The organism is Neobacillus bataviensis (assembly GCF_019969725.1).
In genome coordinates this window covers 232174-251511 of record NZ_JAHXYW010000004.1, presented here as the reverse complement: position 1 = coordinate 251511, position 19338 = coordinate 232174, and the positions used below count along the sequence as shown (strand labels likewise).

At 40.8% G+C, this 19338-nt stretch carries 19 protein-coding genes; all 19 read right to left on the bottom strand.

Features of this window, described 5'->3' with window-relative positions; translation table 11 throughout:
- Positions 1–28: 28 nt before the first annotated feature.
- Entirely contained in the window at positions 29–1786 is a 1758-nt protein-coding gene (locus LC455_RS12460; protein WP_223591252.1) for a peptidoglycan D,D-transpeptidase FtsI family protein, read from the bottom strand.
- Positions 1787–1834: 48 nt separating this feature from the next.
- Positions 1835–2311, bottom strand: a complete 477-nt coding sequence (gene greA / locus LC455_RS12455) for a transcription elongation factor GreA (protein ID WP_223591250.1) — start codon at positions 2309–2311, stop codon at positions 1835–1837.
- 162 nt (positions 2312–2473) lie between these two features.
- Positions 2474–3109, bottom strand: a complete 636-nt coding sequence (gene udk, locus LC455_RS12450; protein WP_223591646.1) for a uridine kinase — start codon at positions 3107–3109, stop codon at positions 2474–2476.
- 1 nt (position 3110) lies between these two features.
- Positions 3111–4382, bottom strand: a complete 1272-nt coding sequence (locus LC455_RS12445; protein ID WP_223591249.1) for a peptidase U32 family protein — start codon at positions 4380–4382, stop codon at positions 3111–3113.
- 122 nt (positions 4383–4504) lie between these two features.
- The gene (locus tag LC455_RS12440) at positions 4505–5434 is read right to left on the bottom strand and encodes a peptidase U32 family protein (RefSeq protein ID WP_223591247.1); all 930 of its coding nucleotides are present in this window, start codon (positions 5432–5434) and stop codon (positions 4505–4507) included.
- Positions 5421–6080, bottom strand: a complete 660-nt coding sequence (locus LC455_RS12435; RefSeq protein WP_223591245.1) for an O-methyltransferase — start codon at positions 6078–6080, stop codon at positions 5421–5423. Before LC455_RS12435 ends, LC455_RS12440 begins: the two co-directional genes overlap by 14 nt.
- A 241-nt stretch (positions 6081–6321) precedes the next feature.
- The gene (gene mltG, locus LC455_RS12430; RefSeq protein ID WP_223591645.1) at positions 6322–7455 is read right to left on the bottom strand and encodes an endolytic transglycosylase MltG; all 1134 of its coding nucleotides are present in this window, start codon (positions 7453–7455) and stop codon (positions 6322–6324) included.
- 187 nt (positions 7456–7642) lie between these two features.
- Complete coding sequence (locus LC455_RS12425; RefSeq protein WP_223591243.1) at positions 7643–7936, bottom strand: DUF1292 domain-containing protein; 294 nt, start codon at positions 7934–7936, stop codon at positions 7643–7645.
- A 12-nt stretch (positions 7937–7948) separates the two neighbouring features.
- On the bottom strand, positions 7949–8365 hold the full coding sequence (ruvX, locus tag LC455_RS12420) for a Holliday junction resolvase RuvX (protein WP_223591241.1): 417 nt from the start codon (positions 8363–8365) through the stop codon (positions 7949–7951).
- A 3-nt stretch (positions 8366–8368) separates the two neighbouring features.
- Positions 8369–8635: an IreB family regulatory phosphoprotein gene (locus LC455_RS12415; RefSeq protein WP_066311816.1), complete on the bottom strand. Its 267-nt coding sequence runs from the start codon at positions 8633–8635 to the stop codon at positions 8369–8371.
- Between the two features lie 193 nt (positions 8636–8828).
- Complete coding sequence (alaS, locus tag LC455_RS12410) at positions 8829–11465, bottom strand: alanine--tRNA ligase (RefSeq protein ID WP_223591240.1); 2637 nt, start codon at positions 11463–11465, stop codon at positions 8829–8831.
- 339 nt (positions 11466–11804) lie between these two features.
- Positions 11805–12884: an AI-2E family transporter gene (locus tag LC455_RS12405; RefSeq protein ID WP_223591239.1), complete on the bottom strand. Its 1080-nt coding sequence runs from the start codon at positions 12882–12884 to the stop codon at positions 11805–11807.
- Positions 12885–12965: 81 nt separating this feature from the next.
- On the bottom strand, positions 12966–13100 hold the full coding sequence (locus LC455_RS12400) for a YrzQ family protein (protein WP_223591238.1): 135 nt from the start codon (positions 13098–13100) through the stop codon (positions 12966–12968).
- A 22-nt stretch (positions 13101–13122) separates the two neighbouring features.
- Positions 13123–13314: a hypothetical protein gene (locus LC455_RS12395; RefSeq protein ID WP_223591237.1), complete on the bottom strand. Its 192-nt coding sequence runs from the start codon at positions 13312–13314 to the stop codon at positions 13123–13125.
- Positions 13315–13325: 11 nt separating this feature from the next.
- On the bottom strand, positions 13326–13802 hold the full coding sequence (locus LC455_RS12390; protein WP_223591236.1) for a PRC-barrel domain-containing protein: 477 nt from the start codon (positions 13800–13802) through the stop codon (positions 13326–13328).
- Positions 13803–13836: 34 nt separating this feature from the next.
- A complete protein-coding gene (recD2, locus tag LC455_RS12385) occupies positions 13837–16248 on the bottom strand; it encodes an SF1B family DNA helicase RecD2 (protein ID WP_223591235.1) in 2412 nt (803 codons plus the stop codon).
- A gap of 33 nt (positions 16249–16281) precedes the next feature.
- A complete protein-coding gene (locus LC455_RS12380) occupies positions 16282–16935 on the bottom strand; it encodes a tetratricopeptide repeat protein (RefSeq protein WP_223591234.1) in 654 nt (217 codons plus the stop codon).
- A gap of 80 nt (positions 16936–17015) precedes the next feature.
- Positions 17016–18176 (bottom strand): tRNA 2-thiouridine(34) synthase MnmA, encoded by a 1161-nt coding sequence (mnmA, locus tag LC455_RS12375; RefSeq protein WP_223591233.1) that lies wholly within the window; start codon positions 18174–18176, stop codon positions 17016–17018.
- The gene (locus LC455_RS12370; protein WP_223591231.1) at positions 18177–19319 is read right to left on the bottom strand and encodes a cysteine desulfurase family protein; all 1143 of its coding nucleotides are present in this window, start codon (positions 19317–19319) and stop codon (positions 18177–18179) included.
- Positions 19320–19338: the final 19 nt, after the last annotated feature.

Sequence of the window (19338 nt, the reverse complement as noted above, 5' to 3'; positions counted from 1 at the left end):
GAAATTTTAAAGGAAAAACCTCCCACCGTTATTGTTCATTACCTTTTTCATAGAGCATCTTTACCATATCGGCAAATAACAAATTAACTCCGCCCGCATTGTCTCGTACATCTAAATTGACGGCTACTAACGCATATTTAGGGTTTTGATAGGGAAAATAGCCAGCAAACCATTTATTATGCAATTGCTGTCCGTTTACAAACTTTCCAGTTTCCGCCGTCCCAGATTTCCCCGCAACCTCGTATGGCAGATCTTTAAACCATCTGCCTGTCCCATTTGGGTTTAAGACAACCTCACGCAGCAATTTTTGCAGCTTCATCGCTGTATATGGTGAGATAGTATCACCCTTTAAGTCTTTTGGATCAAAATTCACCATGGTGGTGCCATTTTTATATTCAATTTTTGACACAGCACGGACCATTTCCTTTTGGCCGCCTCTAGCAATCGTGGCCATCATATTGGCAACAGCTAAAGGGGTAGCGCGGACCTCATGCTGGCCAATTCCTGACATTGCCGCGAAATTTGAATCTTTTCTTGCCACATCTGACACAAACACTCTACCCTTATCTTCATAAGGAAGCTGTTTGAAATTGCTGGTATGATAAATATCCCCCTGCCAGCCGACAGAACCAGTCAAGGATAATTTTGCCGCATAATCTTCCAGCAAGTTCGGATTCTTTTTTTGTAATTCTCTTGCTAACTCACCAAAGGTCCGATTACAGCTTCTGGCAAAGCTATCTGTAAAATTCAACATTCCATAATTATATTTCAGCTCAGGCTTTCCATTGATCTTTTTACTGCAATCAAACATGCGTGTCGGATTATCAAGATTTTGGTCTATTGATGCTGCTGCCACAACTGTTTTAAAGACAGAGCCCATGATTTGCTGCTTTAACATTACATTTGTAATTCCCGCTCCATTGTATGGGTCTTTTTTATTAATGGTCGGGCGCGAAACCATCGCCAGCACACTGTTTTCCTCAATGTCTAGTAAAACCAAACCGCCTTTTTTTATTTGATACTTATCAACCAGTTCCTCTGCTTTTTGCTGCAGACTTTTATCAATGGTTGTTCGAACATTAACAGGATAAAAGGGATTAGCTGGATCGACATACTTCACATTGATCCCAAATAACGGGGCACCACCGCCATCAACATGGTAAACGAGCTTTGATTTTCCTTCAGGCAAAAGAAATTCATCAAAGCTTTCCTCAAGACCTGATACACCAATTAAGGTTTTCTCCGATAAGTCTTTGTTGGGATAACGTTTCTGTAATTCTTTGGCATTTTCTCCTGTTAACCCTAATAATTGTTCAGCCGGCACATCCCTCCGTTCAAACTTTTTTTCAATCGCAAATACACCAGGGATTTTTAATGCATTAATTTTTTCCATTTGCGAACTTGTCAGTTCCATTGGTTCTGGTTCACCATACGCAAATGGCTTCTTTGCCCCTTCTACTGCACTTTTTAAAAAATCAGCAGGTATCCCCGTAATATCCGCTACTTTTTTAGCCTCCCAGTCCATCTTTTTTAAAAATGGAAATAGGACAAGCACCGACACCTTCTTATGTGTCAGCATTGTTCCATTTCGATCAAGAAAATTACCTCTGCCGTTATCTATCACTAATTCTTGTGTTCGCTGCTTTACGCTTTCCTCAAGTAAATTAACGTTATGTTTTGAAAAAGTTTCTGTTTCAACTAATTGTATTTGCATTAAACGAGCTAAAAGCAAAACAAATCCGGTTAAGCTTATGATAAGCCAGCCAATTGTGCGTTTTCTCCACATAAAAAACACCTCGTCAAAAGTTTTGACGAGGTTTTCTTATTTCAAACATTATTTAATAGAAACGATACGGACGCTCATTTCACCGCCAGGCGTTTGAACAGATACTTGATCTCCAACCTTTTTACCTAAAAGGCTTTTAGCGATTGGTGAATCGTTAGAAATTTTACCTTCAAACGGATCAGCTTCAGCACTGCCGACAATCGTATAGGTTTCTTCTTCTCCATCTGGAAGTTCAACAAAGGTAACGGAGCTGCCAAGAGTTACAGAGTCGCTCGCAAGTTCCCCTTCTTCGATAATCTTAGCGTTGCGAACCATATTCTCTAAAGTGGTAATTCTGCCTTCAACAAAAGCTTGCTCTTCTTTTGCGGAATCGTACTCAGAGTTTTCAGATAAATCTCCGAAGCTGCGCGCGATTTTAATTCTTTCTACCACTTCTTTACGTTTAACGGATTTTAAGTATTCTAGTTCTTGTACAAGTTTGTCCTTACCTGCCTGTGTCATTGGAAATACTTTCTCAGTAGCCAAAATCCTCACTCCTTCTAGTCTTCACAATCCCCCATTAGAATTGTGTATGTAATGTATGTAGATATTATGCCAACCGGCATAATACATTCAGCGCGTCCTTGTAAAATAAAGGGCGCGCATTTATCCAATTGGGATTTTATAGATAGTTCTTTTGCTATTGTTTCATAAAAATGACTTTTGTTCAAGAATTGTTTGAATTTTTGTTACCATTAAATCAATCGCCACGTGATTATGACCGCCTTCAGGGATGATGACATCCGCATAACGTTTGGTCGGTTCAATGAATTGATTATGCATTGGTCGAACCACATTCACATATTGATCGATAACAGAATCAAGTGTTCTCCCACGTTCTTGAATATCACGCTGCAATCTTCGGATAATCCGTAAATCTGCATCAGTATCCACGTACAGTTTAATGTCCATTAAATTGCGGAGACGTTCATCTTCGAGTACCAGGATTCCCTCTAAAATGATGACATCCTTTGGTTCTACATGAATGACTTTTTCTGAACGTGTATGCTGTGAATAATCATAAACAGGCTTTTCAATCGGTTCAAAGCGTATTAGCTTTTCAATGTGAGCTATTAATAAATCGTTATCGAAAGCGAGCGGGTGGTCATAGTTTGTCTTTAACCGTTCCTCAAATGGCAATTCACTCTGATCCTTATAATAATAATCTTGTTCAAGCATCAAAATTGAATGCCCCTTAAAGCTTTCATAAATCGCTTTGGTAACACTGGTCTTTCCGGAGCCGGAGCCACCGGTTACACCAATAACAACGGGCTTGCGCATTATACTAGTTCTCCTTTCGCATCATGTTGTTAGGGTACACCGGTTTGTCCAATTTGAATTGTACAATCTGAAGAGGATGTCTAGCCGCATCCAGTTCATTACCTTTTTCATCCCAAATTTTATCAATCACATGAGTAAAGTTTTGAATTTCCGGTCCGAAGAATTCCACTTCATCACCCGGTCTGAAATGGTTTCTCTGTTGAAGGGTTACCACCTGTGTCTCTTCATTATAATCTAACACAAGACCAACAAATTCAAACTTTGTCTTCTTGCTATGATTACCAAACATTTGCTCTTTATACCCCGGAACCCCTTCAAAAAACGCTGGAGCCGTTTCACGATTAGCACATTTATCGAGTTCCTCTAACCATTCACGTTTGATCACAAAATTATCTGGATCTGCGCAGTAAGCATCAATAACCTTGCGATAAACACTGACAACGGTTGCCACATAATGAATCGATTTCATCCGGCCTTCAATTTTCAAACTATCGATTCCTATCTCAATCATTTGCGGAATCGACTGAATTAAATTAAGATCCTTCGGGCTCATCGCAAATGGAGCATCACCTTCAGCATAAAGAGGTACCTCGTTACCTTCGCCTTCAAGCTGATACAGGTCATAATCCCAGCGGCAGGATTGGCAGCAGCCGCCACGATTGGAATCTCTTGCGGTCATATGGTTACTTAATGTACAACGGCCTGAATAGGCAATACACATCGCACCATGAATAAAGGTTTCAATTTCGATATCCACCTTTTCTTTCATTTCACGAATCTCTTCCGCGCTAGTTTCACGAGCTAATACTACACGCTCCAAGCCTTCTTCCTTCCAGAACTGGACAGCCTTCCAGTTTGAAAGGGATTGCTGCGTACTTAAATGCACTTCAATCTCCGGTGCAATACGGCGGCATGTTTCAATGATTAATGGGTCGGCCACAATGATTCCTGCAACTCCAGCTTTTTTTAAACCTTGTAAATACTCCTCTAACCCATCGATATTTTCATTGTGAGCAAAGATATTGGTAGTAACATAAATTTTCGCACCGTACTTTTTAGCGAACTCCACGCCTTCCTTCATTTCTTCAAAGGTAAAGTTATCCGCATTGGAACGCAGACCGTATTCCTGTCCGCCAATAAATACGGCATCCGCACCATACTGCACGGCAATTTTCAACTTTTCAAGATTTCCTGCTGGAGCAAGGAGTTCCGGCTTCTTCACAATGACACGCTTTCCATCGATAATTTCAGAAATCTTATCTTTAACTGTATTCACGATTGAAACTCCTCCTAATTTATCTAGCTGCAGCGCCTAGGGGCTCGGGGTCATAAGCTAATCCGTCAAGAAGGCTCGTCTTATGCCTGTCGCCCCTGACCAAGGCGCTTCCGCTTTTCTATTTAGTAAACTGTCTCTTTAAAATAGAATCCTGTATCTAATGGACGATTCTCTGGCTGAATTTCTTCGATTGCTACTAACAGCTCGTCCTTTTTATCTTCATATGCATCTGGATCTTCAAAAAATAAATCGATTGCCTCGCGGTAGGCTTTGGTGACTGTAATGATATATTCCGGACTTTTTAAGATTCCGTCGATTTTAAATGAATCAATACCCGCTTCTAACATTTCCCCAAGCTCATCGATAATACAAATATCATTCGGGCTCATAATATGGGTGCCGTTTTCATCTTCAAAAATCGGATATTTATTGCCACGTTCCTTATCATGCAGGAACATATCTTTTTGCATTTTACGGTTTTCAATTTCCATTGCTTTGCCTTGGTATTCATAATAATTCCCAAGCAGCGAACGCTTGGATTGGAACATACAGCTCATGCCGTGTACCTGTACTTCAATTTCCACTTCGGCATTTTCCTTGATTTCAACAATGGCATCCATATTGATTTCACGGGCTAGCACGGCTCTTTTTGCGCCCTTTCTCCCCCAGTAGTTGCATGTATACCAGTTCGTGCCTGTCGTTTCTGTATTCCAATGAAGTTTCATTTCTGGCGCTGCTTCTTTAGCTGCCATTAAAACTGCCGGGTCTCCAAAAATGATGGCATCTGCTTTATTCTCCGCCGCAAATTGGATATACTCGCCAAGCTCTTCAATCTTATCATTATGAAAAATAGCATTCATCGCTACATACACTTTTTTCCCTTTTGAATGTGCCAATTCAATCGCTTTTTTAACATCTTCCCGATTAAATTCACCTGCAAGACGCAGCCCATATCGCTGTTCTCCAACAACAAAAGCATCTGCTCCCGCCTCAGCTAATGGCAGAATATCCTTTACAGATGTTGGTGTTACAAGTAATTCAGGCTTTTTCATAACTCTCACCTCTTCTTTTACTAATTGCGACTCCATCCCCTACAGGAAGAATAACCGAATCATAATCTGGATGGTCCATTAACCAGTGGTTAAAGTCATCAATTTTCTTTACTAAATTTCGGATTCTTTTAGATTCTATCTCAGACTCCGCCACTAATCCTTTAAACAATACATTATCAGTAATAATCATTCCGTCATCGGAAAGATATTTTGAATAGATTTCAAAAAACTTTTTATATTGGCCTTTAGCGGCATCAATGAAAATGGTATCGTAAGGAGCAAACTTGCTGACTCCCTCCTCCACCTCTAATGCATCACCTTCAACCAGGATAATTTGCTGGGCATGCTCAGATCGTTTGATGAACTCTTTAGCTGCTTGAATTCGTTCCTCATCCCGTTCAATCGTAACAATTTGAGCTTTAGGAAGAGCATTTGCCATTCTTAAGGCCGAATAGCCAATTGCCGTCCCTACTTCAAGAATCTTTTTTGAATTTTGGATGCGCAGTAATTGAAGCAGCGCTTCGATTCCGGCAATTTCCATAATCGGGACTTTATGCACCTGAGCGTAGTTTTCCATTTCCGAAAACAAAGGATTTCGCCCCGGAATCAATTCTTCAATATAAAAATGCAGCTTTTCATTTAACAAGCTGCCGTCACCTCAATCCTTTAAAATGCCTTAAAAGCATTTTTGCCAATTTAATGGTCTTTAGACATGAAAAAATAGCGTTCACAGAAAATGACATCACGAGTTCGACCCGATCCGTTTCTTTCGGACAAAACCGTCCCAAATTCCCTTACTGTGAGTTACGCTATGAATTACTTATTCAACACTGAATTATTCTACCATAAAAAAAAGGGGAATGCGAACATTTCCCCCAATGTGTTCATTATTTTTTACTGGAAATATACTTTGCTTTTAAATTATTATGTTCTTCAAGCGTTTTGCTAAAATAGATTTCATCATTGGCTGCAAGGAAATAATAATAATCGGTTTTCTCTGGATTTAAGGCAGCTTCGATGGAAACTCTTCCTGCATTGGCAATCGGACCCGGTGGCAATCCTTTATTTTGATAGGTATTGTATGGTGAACTCACTTCTAAATCCTTATAAAAAACCTTTTCTTTGTGTTTCCCTTGGGCATATAGAACAGTTGGGTCCGTTTGCAGCGGCATCCCCTTTTTAATCCGATTGTAGAAAACACTTGCAATCGTTTTTCGATCCGCTTTTTCAGTTGCTTCCTCTTCTACTAAAGAAGCCATCGTTAGCAGCTGATGAACGGATAGCTTTTTCTCCTTGCTTTCCCCCGTATAATCGGATAATACGGTACGCGTTTTATCAAGCATAGCTGTGACCATTTCCTCAACGGTAGGGTTAGGCTTATAAAATGGATAGGTTGCCGGATATAAATAACCCTCAAGTGGATATTTTATGGAAGCATTCATGATTTCATCTGTTAAAATATCAGGATATTTAGCCATAAGTGCTTTAATAAACTCTTTATCATTTAATTTATTAAAAACATCTGCTTCATTTTGCTTTGTAGCAGCAGCCATTATTCCCGCAATTTCCTTCAGTTGTTTTCCTTCTGGAATGGCGATTTTAAAGCTTGCTTTCGCAAGTACTTTCCCTGTTTTTAAGCGCCCTACGATTTCTTGCACATCCATCGAAGGACTTAATTGATATTCGCCAGCCATAAAGCCGCCTTCATTTTTAAGTTTTACATAATACTTAAATACCTTAGCGTCTTTAATAATTCCGTTTGATTCTAGTGTTTCAGCAATCCCTGTCACAGAAGAGCCGATTGGGATTTCAACTTTTTTCTGAACCTTACTTTTTGAATCAACCGGTTTCATGGCTGATTTTATGTAGAGATAGCCTCCGCCGCCTACTAACAAAATTAATAATATAATTAAAATTGAAATAATCAAAACAATCTTTCGAACAACCTTTGCTTCGCTTTGGTGCTCGAGCATTTTTTGACGAATAACATCTTTTTTTGTGTCTTTATTGTCAGTCGTCATTTTCTTCCCCCTTTCCACTTGACTTACTTTTGTAAAATAACGATAGGTAATGAATTTTTGCAAATAAAACTCCTATTTTATTTCAGCATATAGCAAGAAAAATGTCAATTTAACAATTAATTTGTCGTATAGGAAGTAAAATTATCAAAAAAAAGAACCAGCAATAAAATAGCTGGTTCCCTCAATCTTATTCTTCGTCTTCTTGCTCTTCATAGAAGGTATTTAGCATTTCTTCAACCATATCCCATTCCTCGTCGGTTTCAATCGGGATTAATTCACCGTCGCCGCCCTCGTCAGTAGGATTAAAGGCGTAGGCATGAATTTCTGGACCTTCTTCATCCTCTTCGTCCATTGCACCAACTGGAGTAAATAAGACATAAGACTTTTTGAATTCTTCTGATTCAAAGGTAAAGAGCACTTCAAATAATTGCTCATTTCCTTCTTCATCAACGATTGTAATTTGGTTTTCTCCGTGTTCCATTTTATCACCTCATTAATTTTTGCTATCAAGATAGCCTTGCAGAATCATTACGGCTGCCATTTTATCGATGACTTTTTTACGCTTTTTTCGGCTGACATCCGCTTCAAGCAATACACGTTCAGCAGCCATTGTTGTCAGGCGCTCGTCCCATAAAATAGTCGGCACAGAAAATTGTTTTTCTATTTCCTCAGCATATTGCTTGCTTGCCTCACCGCGCGGTCCAATTGTACCGTTCATATTTTTTGGCAAACCAATGACCACTTTATCTACTTGATACTCTTTTATTAATTGACCAATTTCCTCAAAACCAAACGCTTGTCTTTCTTCATTGATTTTGAGGGTTTTGAGGCCCTGTGCCGTCCACCCTAGTTCATCACTAAGAGCAATTCCAACAGTTTTCGAGCCAACATCTAAACCCAATACGCGCATTCATTAACCCTCTCGTTGCTGTTTTAGATAGGATTTAACTAATTCCTCAATAATTTCGTCCCGTTCAAGCTTGCGAATGATATTACGGGCATCACGATGACGTGGAATGTAGGCAGGGTCTCCTGATAAAAGGTAACCGACTATTTGATTGATGGGGTTATACCCTTTTTCCTTTAGAGCCTCATAGACTTGAAAAAGTACATCGTTTACATCATGTTCAAAAGGCTCTTCTGGAAAATTAAATCTCATCGTTTTGTCAAATGAGCTCATATCATGCACCTCGTTCTTTAAGGAGAGAATTGTATCTGTCTAGCTCCAGCGCCTAGGGGCTCGGGGTCATAAGCCAATCCGTCAATAAGGTTAAAGAACAACCTTCTCGCCAGCTTGTATTATGCCTGTCGCCCCTGGACAAGGCGCTTCCGCTTTTCTAATTACCTACATTTTACACTAGTTTGTCCTTTTATCAAATGGATTTTACCCATTCGTCCACGAATTGTAAAGCGGATTCAAGTTTTTCAGGATCTTTCCCGCCTGCTTGGGCCATGTCAGGACGACCGCCGCCGCCGCCGCCGCATCTCGTTGCTACTTCTTTGATCAGCTTCCCGGCATGGTAACCTTTTTCAATCAAATCCTTTGTAACTGCAGCAATTAAATTAACTTTTTCTTCATGAGCACTTCCTAATACGATAACTGCAGAGCCTAATTTTTGCTTTAAATCATCTGCCATATTTCTTAAGTTGTTCATATCAGCAGCCTGAACTTTAGCAGCTAACACTTTAACTCCATCTATTTCTTTAACATTAGACACGAGGTTACCAGCTTCAATATTCCCAAGCTTTGCAGCAAGTGATTCGTTTTCACGTTGAAGCTGTTTGATTTCAGTCAATAAACCTTCAATTCTCACAGCGATATCTTTTGGATTAGTTTTGAGCTTTTCAGCTGCTTCCTTTAATAAGCCAACTTGTTCATTTAAGGCTTTATAAGCGGATTCGCCTGTAACTGCTTCAATCCGTCTAGTTCCAGCCCCGATTCCGCCTTCTGAAACAATTTTAAATAAGCCAATCACAGAAGTGTTAGGAACATGACAGCCGCCGCAAAGCTCAAGGCTGTAATCGCCAACTTTTACAACTCGGACAATATCGCCATATTTTTCACCGAAAAGAGCCATTGCCCCCATTGCTTTTGCTTCAGCAATTGGCTTTAGGCTAATATTGACTTCTATATTACTCCAGACTTTTTCATTAACGATTTTTTCAATTTGCTCCAGTTCCTCCGGTTTAATTTGACCAAAATGCGAAAAGTCAAAACGAAGGCGGTCTGGTTCAACAAGGGAACCTGCTTGGTTCACATGCTCGCCAAGGACATCCTTTAATGCTTGATGCAGCAAGTGAGTAGCTGTATGGTTTTTAATAATTTTTACGCGGTTATCCGCATCGACAGCAGCCGTAACTTGATGATTTGTTTTTAATGTACCTGATTTAACGACAACTTGATGCAGGTTTTGACCGTTTGGTGCTTTTTGAACATCTTTTACAAAAACACTTACGCCCTCGCCCTCAATCAGGCCGCGGTCAGCGATTTGTCCGCCGCTTTCAGCATAGAAAGGTGTTACGTCTAAAATAAGCTGTACTTCCTCACCGGTTGCAGCCTCATTTGCAAGTTCACCATTTTTTATAATGGCTAATACAGAAGAAGTTGTTTGAAGCTGGTCATAACCAACAAACTTGCTTTCTACCGTCACATCGCGCAGTACTCCGCCTTGAACCTGCATCGAATCAACATCCGCACGTGCTTTTCGGGCACGTTCCCGCTGCTGCTCCATTTCTACCTCGAAGCCTGCATGATCAACCTTCATACCTTCTTCTTCTGCATATTCTTCCGTTAATTCAACTGGGAAGCCGTAAGTATCATAAAGACGGAAAATGTCTTCACCCGAAATAGTATTGCTTCCTTTAGCTTTTTCCTTTTTAATAACACTTGCTAAAATAGCTAAGCCTTCATGAAGGGTTTCATGGAAACGCTCTTCCTCGTTCTTGATGACTTTTTGGATAAATTCTTCCTTGTCTTTTACTTCAGGGTAAAAATCCTGCATGATTTCCCCGACGACTGGAACCAGTTCAAACATAAAGGGACGATTAATATTAATTTGCTTCGCGTAACGGACAGCTCGGCGGAGCAAGCGTCTTAATACATAGCCGCGGCCTTCATTTGATGGCAATGCCCCGTCTCCAATTGCAAAAGCAACGGTACGAATATGGTCTGCAATAACTTTGAAAGCGACGTCACGCTCTTTCTCTACACCGTATTTATCACCAGAAATTCCTTCTGTAGCACGGATAATCGGGATAAATAAATCAGTATCAAAATTGGTTGGAACATTTTGAACAACGGATGCCATCCGCTCTAATCCCATTCCAGTATCAATGTTTTTCTTTGGAAGCGGAGTATAACTGCCATCAGGATTATGGTTAAATTGCGAAAATACCAGATTCCAAACCTCAAGGTAGCGTTCATTTTCCCCGCCTGGATATAACTCAGGGTCGCTAGGATCATTTCCATACTCAGGACCGCGATCATAGAAAATTTCCGTGTTCGGACCGCTTGGGCCCTCCCCAATATCCCAGAAGTTTCCTTCAAGTCGAATAATGCGCTCTTCCGGTATTCCGATCGTTTTATTCCAAATTTCATAGGCTTCATTGTCTTCTGGATGGATGGTTACTGATAATAGCTCTGGGTCAAAGCCAATCCATTTTTCAGAGGTTAAAAACTCCCATGCCCATTCTATGGCTTCCTTTTTAAAATACTCGCCGATAGAAAAATTGCCGAGCATTTCAAAGAAAGTATGGTGGCGGGCTGTTTTCCCGACATTCTCAATGTCGTTTGTACGAATTGATTTTTGCGCATTTGTAATTCTTGGATTTTCCGGCACGACACGGCCGTCGAAATATTTCTTTAACGTTGCCACACCGCTGTTAATCCACAATAGTGATGGATCATCATGCGGGACAAGTGAAGCACTTGGTTCAACATGGTGTCCTTTTTCTTTGCTAAAAAAATCAAGAAACATTTGGCGGATCTGTGATCCTGTTAAGTTTTTCATAATATAGACCTCCTTATATATGTAAAAAAGAATACAAAAAAGCCCTCATCCCTATAGCAGGGACGAGAGCTATGTCTCGCGGTACCACCCTGATTATGAATACAAAAGCACGTATCCATCTCTCAATAAAGCCTTAACGCGGCTAAAACGGCAGTGGTTAGCTGCACTCTGGACTAGCGTTCTGTCATCCTTCATCTAGAGCTTCTTTCAGCCGGGGAAGCTCCTCTCTTCAACGCAATTTGCGCTACAGATGGTCTACAACATACTAAGGTCCTTCAACATGTTCATCCAATTATTCTATATCGAATTATATCCACCTAGAAAACGTTTGTCAATTTCTTATGTTGGTGAATCAGGCGTTTCCCGCTGCATAAAATGATTTTTAGCATGAAGGATCGCTACTTTTAGAACAACTAGGATTGGGACTGCTAATATCAATCCTAGTATCCCGCCAATTTCTCCTCCTGCCGTTAACGCCACCATGATTAATAAGGGATGCATATGCAGACTTTTCCCAACGATATACGGGGATAAAATATTTCCCTCAAGAAATTGCAATCCAAACACAATGACTAATGTGATAATGACTAGCTTAACTGATGTAGTGGCTGCAATAATGACAGCAGGCACCGCGCCGATTATCGGTCCAAAGTAAGGGATCACATTTGTAGCACCAACTATTAACCCTAATAGCAATGGATATCTTAAATGAAAAATCCAAAATAACAAGGCCGAAATGCTCCCGATAATAATGCAAACCAACAACTGCCCCCTAATATAGCTGCCAAGGGAATCATCGACATCCTTAAGGAAAGCCGTTCCTTTTTTCCGCCATTTTTTCGGAGTCAAATACCAAACTGCTCGTTTTATCAACGGAAAATCCTTTAACATATAAAAAGCTATGAACGGAATAATCATAAAGATTAATGCCGAATTCAAAAAGTTCATTAAAATATTCACAATCACCGTCAAAAGCGAATCCATCTTTTTTTCAAATGCGTCAATACCATCATTTAATTTAGTTTGCAGACCATCCGGCCATGCTCTCGTGTGGGATTGTAAATGATTGATCCAGCCTCGGTATTGCTCCGCAAATACCGGAGCACTTTCTGACAGGTCCTTTAATTGGTCGATGATGACTGGAATTCCTTTATAGAGGGCAAAACCGATTCCGCCAAAAAATAGCACATATATTAAAATAATAGCAAGACCACGGTGCAGCCCTTTTTCATGCAATTTTTCTACAATGGGATGAAGTAAATATGTAATGAATCCCGCTATTACAAAGGGGAGAACAATGATTGCAGCCATTCTTACAATCGGCATCCAGACAAAGCTAATTTTTAGAAAAACAAAAATGGCAATTAATAAAAGGAGCAAAAATCCGATTCTGTAATACCATTTCATTCGAATGTCCACGTCCGCGCCTCCTTTCTTTTAGTTTTGGAGACATTTCAATGGAATATTCAAAATCCCCCTCAAATTTGAGGGGGATTAATTTTAAAACATCGCTCGTTTTACTATCTTTTGCATTCTTTTCATATTGCGGGCTGACAGCATATTATTTCTTTGGGCGATATTATATGCCGCCATTCCAGCACCAAAGGTAACCATCGTCTTCATCATTTTATTCATACGCCTCACCTCTTTGCAATATTTAAAGGGTGTAACGACGTTCTTCTTCTTCAAACAAATCATCCAGCGAACTTAGGGATCCGTCTTCTTCGACTTGATGGGTGTTGATTATACCTTTGTTAAGGGAAAGTTCAATAAAACAATTCCAGCAATAATATTGGTTGATACCAATTTTGCCGATATCCTTGCTTTGACAATTAGGACACTTAAACATGAAAAGACACCTCACGTATGATCTACATCAACGATAATGGCATCCTTTCCGATCGCTAAGGGCTTCCCGGATTGAACCACTTGTTTCCCTTCCGTAATCTCCGAAAAGAAGCCATCCGTGATTTCGTACCCTACGATTGTGCCCACTTCCTCCTGAAAATATACATCTTTTAACATTCCGAGCGACTCACCGCTCTTTGTAAGCATCATCATTCCATCTAGAGAATGTTGATGAGTCAAGGTATATTCAGGGCTCTCTTTCAACTTTTCCAATTCCTCGGCATTCTCAATCATTACCCCATCCCAGCCAAAGGAAGCCACCTTTTGAATATCTAGAAAATAGGATTGTTTGAAGAAAACGCCTTTTTTTACTAAAAGACCATTTACTTTTCCATTGCTGGAAATACAAAGGTCGTGAATTTCGCCAATTTTTGTTCCTTTTTTAGTGTCAAAAACCGGCTGTCCTTTTAATAATGAAAATGTCCGCAAAGAGTGTCCCACCCCCTCTCGAACATTTATAGTTTCAGTCTTTCACCATAAAATCATAAGGGGTAACGTTTTCCATACCCACCATGGGACTGACCAGCATTAGTTCCTCTTCTAACGACATTTCGCTCCCATCTGCTTTTGAAGCTAAACTGGAATCATTTGCCGGAATGGTCTCACGAAGCTTCTCGCATAGGGTGGTTTGCCTTTTCGATTCATCCGCTCGTTCGACGCCCATTCTGAGTGCATCTTCTTCGCCGCATAATATCAAGGATTGCTTGCTTCTTGTAATCGCCGTATAGATTAAATTGCGCTGCAGCATACGGTAATAACTTCTTGTTATTGGAAGGATGACGATAGGAAATTCGCTGCCCTGTGATTTATGAACAGAACAGCAATAAGCATGGGTAATTTGGCTTAAATCCTGCCTTGTGTATTCGACTTCATTGCCTTCAAAGGAAATGTAAATCATATCTTGTTTTTCGGTATTTTCCTTCGCATAAATAATCGAAATAATTTCACCAATATCGCCATTAAATACATTGCTTTCCGGCTGATTAACAAGCTGAAGCACCTTATCGCCAATTCGGTACTTCACTTCACCAAAGGTAATTTCCTTCCTTGTGCCCTCCGGGTTCGGATTAAATATTTCCTGCAGCAATAGATTTAATCGGTCAATTCCTGCCGGTCCCCGATACATAGGGGCTAATACTTGAATATCCTTGGCAGTATAGCCTTTATTTTTTGCATTGATTGCGACCTTTTCGACTACCTGTGAAATCTGGGCTGTTGAACATCTAATAAACGAACGGTCTGGCTTTCGTTCTGCGACATTAGCCGGCAAGTGACCCTTTTTAATTTCATGGGCTAGTTCGATAATAGAGGAGCCTTCTGCCTGGCGGTATATATCGGTTAATCGTACCGTTGGAATTCGTTCAGATTGCAGCAGGTCTTTTAATACTTGACCAGGTCCAACCGATGGAAGCTGGTCTTCATCCCCTACTAAAATCACTTGAATATTCTCAGGGAGTGCTTTAAACAATTGATTGGCAAGCCAAATATCGAGCATGGAGGTCTCATCGACAATCAGGATTTTCCCTTCAAGAGGACTGTCTTCAGCACGGTCAAATCCTTCTGAACCGTTAAATCCGAGCAGCCTGTGAATCGTCACCGCCGGAAGCCCTGTTGATTCGCTCATCCTTTTAGCTGCTCTACCAGTTGGTGCGGCCAGCAAAAATGGAAACGGCTCATCTTTTTTATGGTAATCCTTCAGCTCCAATGAACAGCCATGCAACTCGGCATATAACTCGACAATTCCTTTGATGACTGTTGTTTTTCCTGTACCGGGCCCCCCTGTTAGGATCAACATCGGTGACATTAACGCTGTTTGAATCGCTTCTTTTTGGGTTGGGGCGTATTGAACCCCAATCCGTTCCTCTAAGCTTCCCAATGCAAGCAAAAACTCCGATTCAGGAAATTGTTCTTTGTACTCTGTTTGTTTTAGAATGCGATTGATGCTAGTAACAAGTCCCTTTTCCGCAAAAAACAAGGAAGGTAAATAAACACGTTTCTCTTCCCCAATTATTTTTCCTTCTTCTTCAAGCTTGATAATCTCGTTAGAAATATTTATGTAGTCGATTTGATCCCGTTTATTTTCTTCTAAAAGTGCTCTTACCCGCTCAAGCAAATCCTCTGCCTGCATAAAAACATGACCGGTTTGCATGCTTTCATTTTCTAGGATATAGAGACAGGCTGCTTTAATTCGGTCAGGATGGCTGCCGGAGATGCCAAGCTGGTAGCCCAACTCGTCCGCGCGGCCAAATCCGATCCCTTCAATATCCTCGACAAGTTGATAAGGGTTTTTTTGAATGGTATTTAAGGTTTCTTCTTTATACACCTGATAAATCCGCATCGATAACTGCGGCCCAAAGCCATATTGATTTAAGGCGACCATAACCTGCTCAAGCCCTTGATGCTCCATCAAAGTGTCGTAAAGCAGCTTGGCCTTATCAGGAGGGAGCTTTGGCACCGAATCTAGGAGTGACGGCTGATTAAGAATTTTCGAAATTGCGTTTTCCCCTAGTGTTTCCACAATGTTTTCGGCCGTCTTTTTTCCAATTCCTTTAAACATTTCGCCAGATAAATAAGCAATCACTCCTTGTTTTGACTGCGGCATATCCTTCCTGAAATGATTAGTTTGAAATTGCAGCCCGAACTTCGGATGATCTTTAAACTCACCGTAGAAAATATAGGTTTCCTGCTCATGGATTTTTGGAAAATAGCCGGTGATAACCGCTTCTTTGTCATCATACGGATGATTGGTTTCATCAACCCTGATCCTTAAAACCGTATAAAGGTTCTGCTCATTGTGAAAAATCGTAACAATTGGTCTGCCCTTTACAAACTTCCCTTGTTCGGCAAATAAATCAAGCGAGTCCTGTTTTTCCATTATGCTCCCTCCCTCCACTTAAAATTTAATACTTTATTGATTATTTTCAATTAATTTTTTACCATGACCAGCAAGCATATGGTCTGGTTGAATGTCTAAAGCTTTTTGAAACATTTCTAATGCTTTATCAGCATTTTCTTTAAATGCATACGATACCCCCAAATTATAGTAAGCATCTGAATGATGAGGATCTAACTCCACACATTTTTCAAATTGAACCATCGACTCATCAATGAGCTCTAACTGGGCTAAACATAAGCCATATTGAAAACGAGCTTCGGCATCGCTTTCATTTAGCTCGACGCTTCTTTGCAGGTAGGGAAGAGCATACCTTCCTTGGTCTAAACTGACTAGAGTTAATCCCAGCATAAAGAAATTGTCAGCCGACTGAAGTCCTTTTTTCATCGCGGTTTCAAACATATTTTTCGCTTCGTTGAATAAGTCTTTGCTAAAAAGTAAATTACCGATACTATAGTACGCAGCCGCTGCGTTTTCATCTATTTGGATTGCTTTTTGATAGAAGTTTAGAGCTCTTTCATCGTCCCCAACTGCTGAGAGGACGTTACCAAAATTTATATAAGCAATAGGGTCTTTTGGGTTTTCTTCAATAGCTTCGTTAAAGGCCTTTGCTGCTTCTTCCCAGTTCCCTTCTTGCATGTACTGTACACCCAATTGGTTTTTATCCATTCCAATCACTCCATTCTAAAGGAAAGTATAACATATTCCGTAAAAAAACCCTGACTCCAGAGCAGGAATCAGGGCCGCTTTTATCCGACGTAGGTCAGACGCTCACCATTTTTATATACTTCGTCAATCGTTCCGCCTCCAAGGCATTCATCACCATTGTAAAATACAGCAGCCTGTCCAGGTGTGACGGCACGAATTGGTTCATGGAAAATAACTTCTGCCCGTCCTCCTTCCAGTGGACGAACTGTTACCTTATTATCTTCCTGACGATAACGGAATTTTGCCGTACATTCGAATTCTGCTGGTTTTTCCTGATTGGACACCCAGCTGACATTCGCCGCGATTATCGAATCGGAATATAACTTTTCGTTATGAAAACCTTGTCCAACATACAGGACATTTCTCTTTAAATCCTTACCGATAGCAAACCAAGGGTCACCCGAACCGCCAATGCCAAGTCCATGGCGCTGGCCGATTGTATGATACATCAGGCCTTCATGCTTGCCCTTTACTTCACCTTCGAATGTTTCCATTTTTCCAGGCTGAGCCGGTAAATATTGTCCTAAGAACTCCTTAAAATTGCGTTCCCCAATGAAACAAATCCCTGTGCTGTCCTTTTTCGTCGCGGTTGCCAGGTTCGCTTCCTTGGCAATTTCCCGTACTCTTGCTTTTTCTAAATTGCCGATTGGAAACATAACTTTACTTAGCTGCTCCTGAGACAACTGATTCAAGAAATACGTTTGGTCCTTGTTTTCATCCAGACCACGTAGCATTTTGTATTCTCCATCACGATATTCTACCTGTGCATAATGGCCAGTCGCAAGATAGTCCGCTCCCAGCTTCATCGCATGCTCGAGGAAGGCTTTGAATTTGATTTCTTTATTGCACATCACGTCTGGATTAGGAGTTCTTCCAGCCTTGTATTCTTCAAGGAAATACGTAAATACCTTGTCCCAATATTGCTTTTCAAAATTAACGGCATAATACGGAATACCGATTTGATTGCAGACACGAATCACGTCTTCATAGTCTTCAGTCGCTGTACAAACACCGTTTTCATCGGTGTCATCCCAGTTTTTCATGAAAATGCCGATGACATCATAGCCCTGCTGCTTTAATAAAAGTGCTGCTACTGAAGAATCCACCCCTCCGGACATTCCAACAACAACCCGTGTGTCTTTAGGATCTTTTCTTTCCAATTTTAATTCACCTCTCTTTTTGCAGAAACTTTTGCTGTACATTTATTTTTTCAGACGCGAAACCACCTTAGCCGTTTCTTCCGCAGCCTTTATTACTTCTTCCTCTGTTGTGGTGAAGCCAAAGCTGAAACGGATGGAATTGATTAATCGCTCTGATTGTTTGCCAAACATGGCCACCAGGACGTGAGAAGGTTCGATTGAGCCAGCCGTGCAAGCTGATCCGCTCGAAACAGCGATACCTGCTAAATCAAGATTCACCAGCATCGCTTCCACGCTTGTCCCTGGAAAGCTTAAGTTTAATACATGCGGCAGCGAATTTTCAAGCAATCCGTTTACCTCAAACTCAACCTCTAAATCCTGAAGCTTTCGCAGAAGGGTTTCTTTTAACCCAAAATACTTATCACGTTTTGTGGAGCGCTCATCATTTGAAACGATGACGGCTTCATGAAAGCCAGCAATGGACGCAACATTTTCTGTTCCGGCACGTCTTTTTCTCTCCTGCTCCCCGCCAAAAATACGAGGGGAAATTTTTACCTCTGTACTTGCAAAAAGAAAGCCCATTCCTTTTGGGCCATTGATTTTATGAGCAGAAACAGATAATAAGTCAATCATGCATTCACGGACATCAATGTCCTCTACTCCATATGCCTGAACCGCATCGGTGTGAAATTTCGCTTGATGGTCTTTTAATAGTTGTCCGATTTCCTTAATTGGCTGAATGGTACCTACCTCGTTATTGCCATACATAACAGAAACCAAGATTGTGTCGTTCCTCAAGGCGTTTCGGAGTTCATCAATCGAAATTCGCCCTGTTTCATCGACAGGTAAATAAGTCACCTCAAAGCCCATTTTTTCTAGTTTTTTACAAGCATGAAGAACTGCATGATGTTCAATTTGTGTGGTGATAATATGCTTCCCATTTTTCTGGTAGTTCTCAGCCACACTGAATAAGGCCAAATTATCGGCTTCGGTACCCCCGCTTGTAAAAATAATCTCGTTTTCCTTCGCCCCGATGCTTTTAGCTAACGCTGCCCGTGCAAGGTCAATATGATGGCGTGCTTCCCTGCCAAAGGAATGAATGCTGGAAGGATTCCCAAAAGTTGAGTTCATGACTTCGAGCATTGTTTCCACAACCCTTGGATGCATAGGAGATGTCGCTGCATGGTCGAGATAGATTCTTTCCATAAATACACCTTCAATCAAA

Excerpts from the sequence above, each read along its gene's own strand:
- LC455_RS12460 (WP_223591252.1), bottom strand. The coding sequence starts at position 1,786 with ATGTGGAGAAAACGCACAATTGGCTGGCTTATCATAAGCTTAACCGGA.
- LC455_RS12440 (WP_223591247.1), bottom strand. The coding sequence starts at position 5,434 with ATGAAAAAGCCTGAATTACTTGTAACACCAACATCTGTAAAGGATATT.
- mltG (WP_223591645.1), bottom strand. The coding sequence starts at position 7,455 with ATGACGACTGACAATAAAGACACAAAAAAAGATGTTATTCGTCAAAAA.
- LC455_RS12425 (WP_223591243.1), bottom strand. The coding sequence starts at position 7,936 with ATGGAACACGGAGAAAACCAAATTACAATCGTTGATGAAGAAGGAAAT.
- ruvX (WP_223591241.1), bottom strand. The coding sequence starts at position 8,365 with ATGCGCGTATTGGGTTTAGATGTTGGCTCGAAAACTGTTGGAATTGCT.
- LC455_RS12415 (WP_066311816.1), bottom strand. The coding sequence starts at position 8,635 with ATGAGCTCATTTGACAAAACGATGAGATTTAATTTTCCAGAAGAGCCT.
- alaS (WP_223591240.1), bottom strand. The coding sequence starts at position 11,465 with ATGAAAAACTTAACAGGATCACAGATCCGCCAAATGTTTCTTGATTTT.
- LC455_RS12400 (WP_223591238.1), bottom strand. The coding sequence starts at position 13,100 with ATGAATAAAATGATGAAGACGATGGTTACCTTTGGTGCTGGAATGGCG.
- LC455_RS12395 (WP_223591237.1), bottom strand. The coding sequence starts at position 13,314 with ATGTTTAAGTGTCCTAATTGTCAAAGCAAGGATATCGGCAAAATTGGT.
- recD2 (WP_223591235.1), bottom strand. The coding sequence starts at position 16,248 with ATGGAAAAACAGGACTCGCTTGATTTATTTGCCGAACAAGGGAAGTTT.
- LC455_RS12380 (WP_223591234.1), bottom strand. The coding sequence starts at position 16,935 with ATGGATAAAAACCAATTGGGTGTACAGTACATGCAAGAAGGGAACTGG.
- mnmA (WP_223591233.1), bottom strand. The coding sequence starts at position 18,176 with ATGTACAGCAAAAGTTTCTGCAAAAAGAGAGGTGAATTAAAATTGGAA.
- LC455_RS12370 (WP_223591231.1), bottom strand. The coding sequence starts at position 19,319 with ATGGAAAGAATCTATCTCGACCATGCAGCGACATCTCCTATGCATCCA.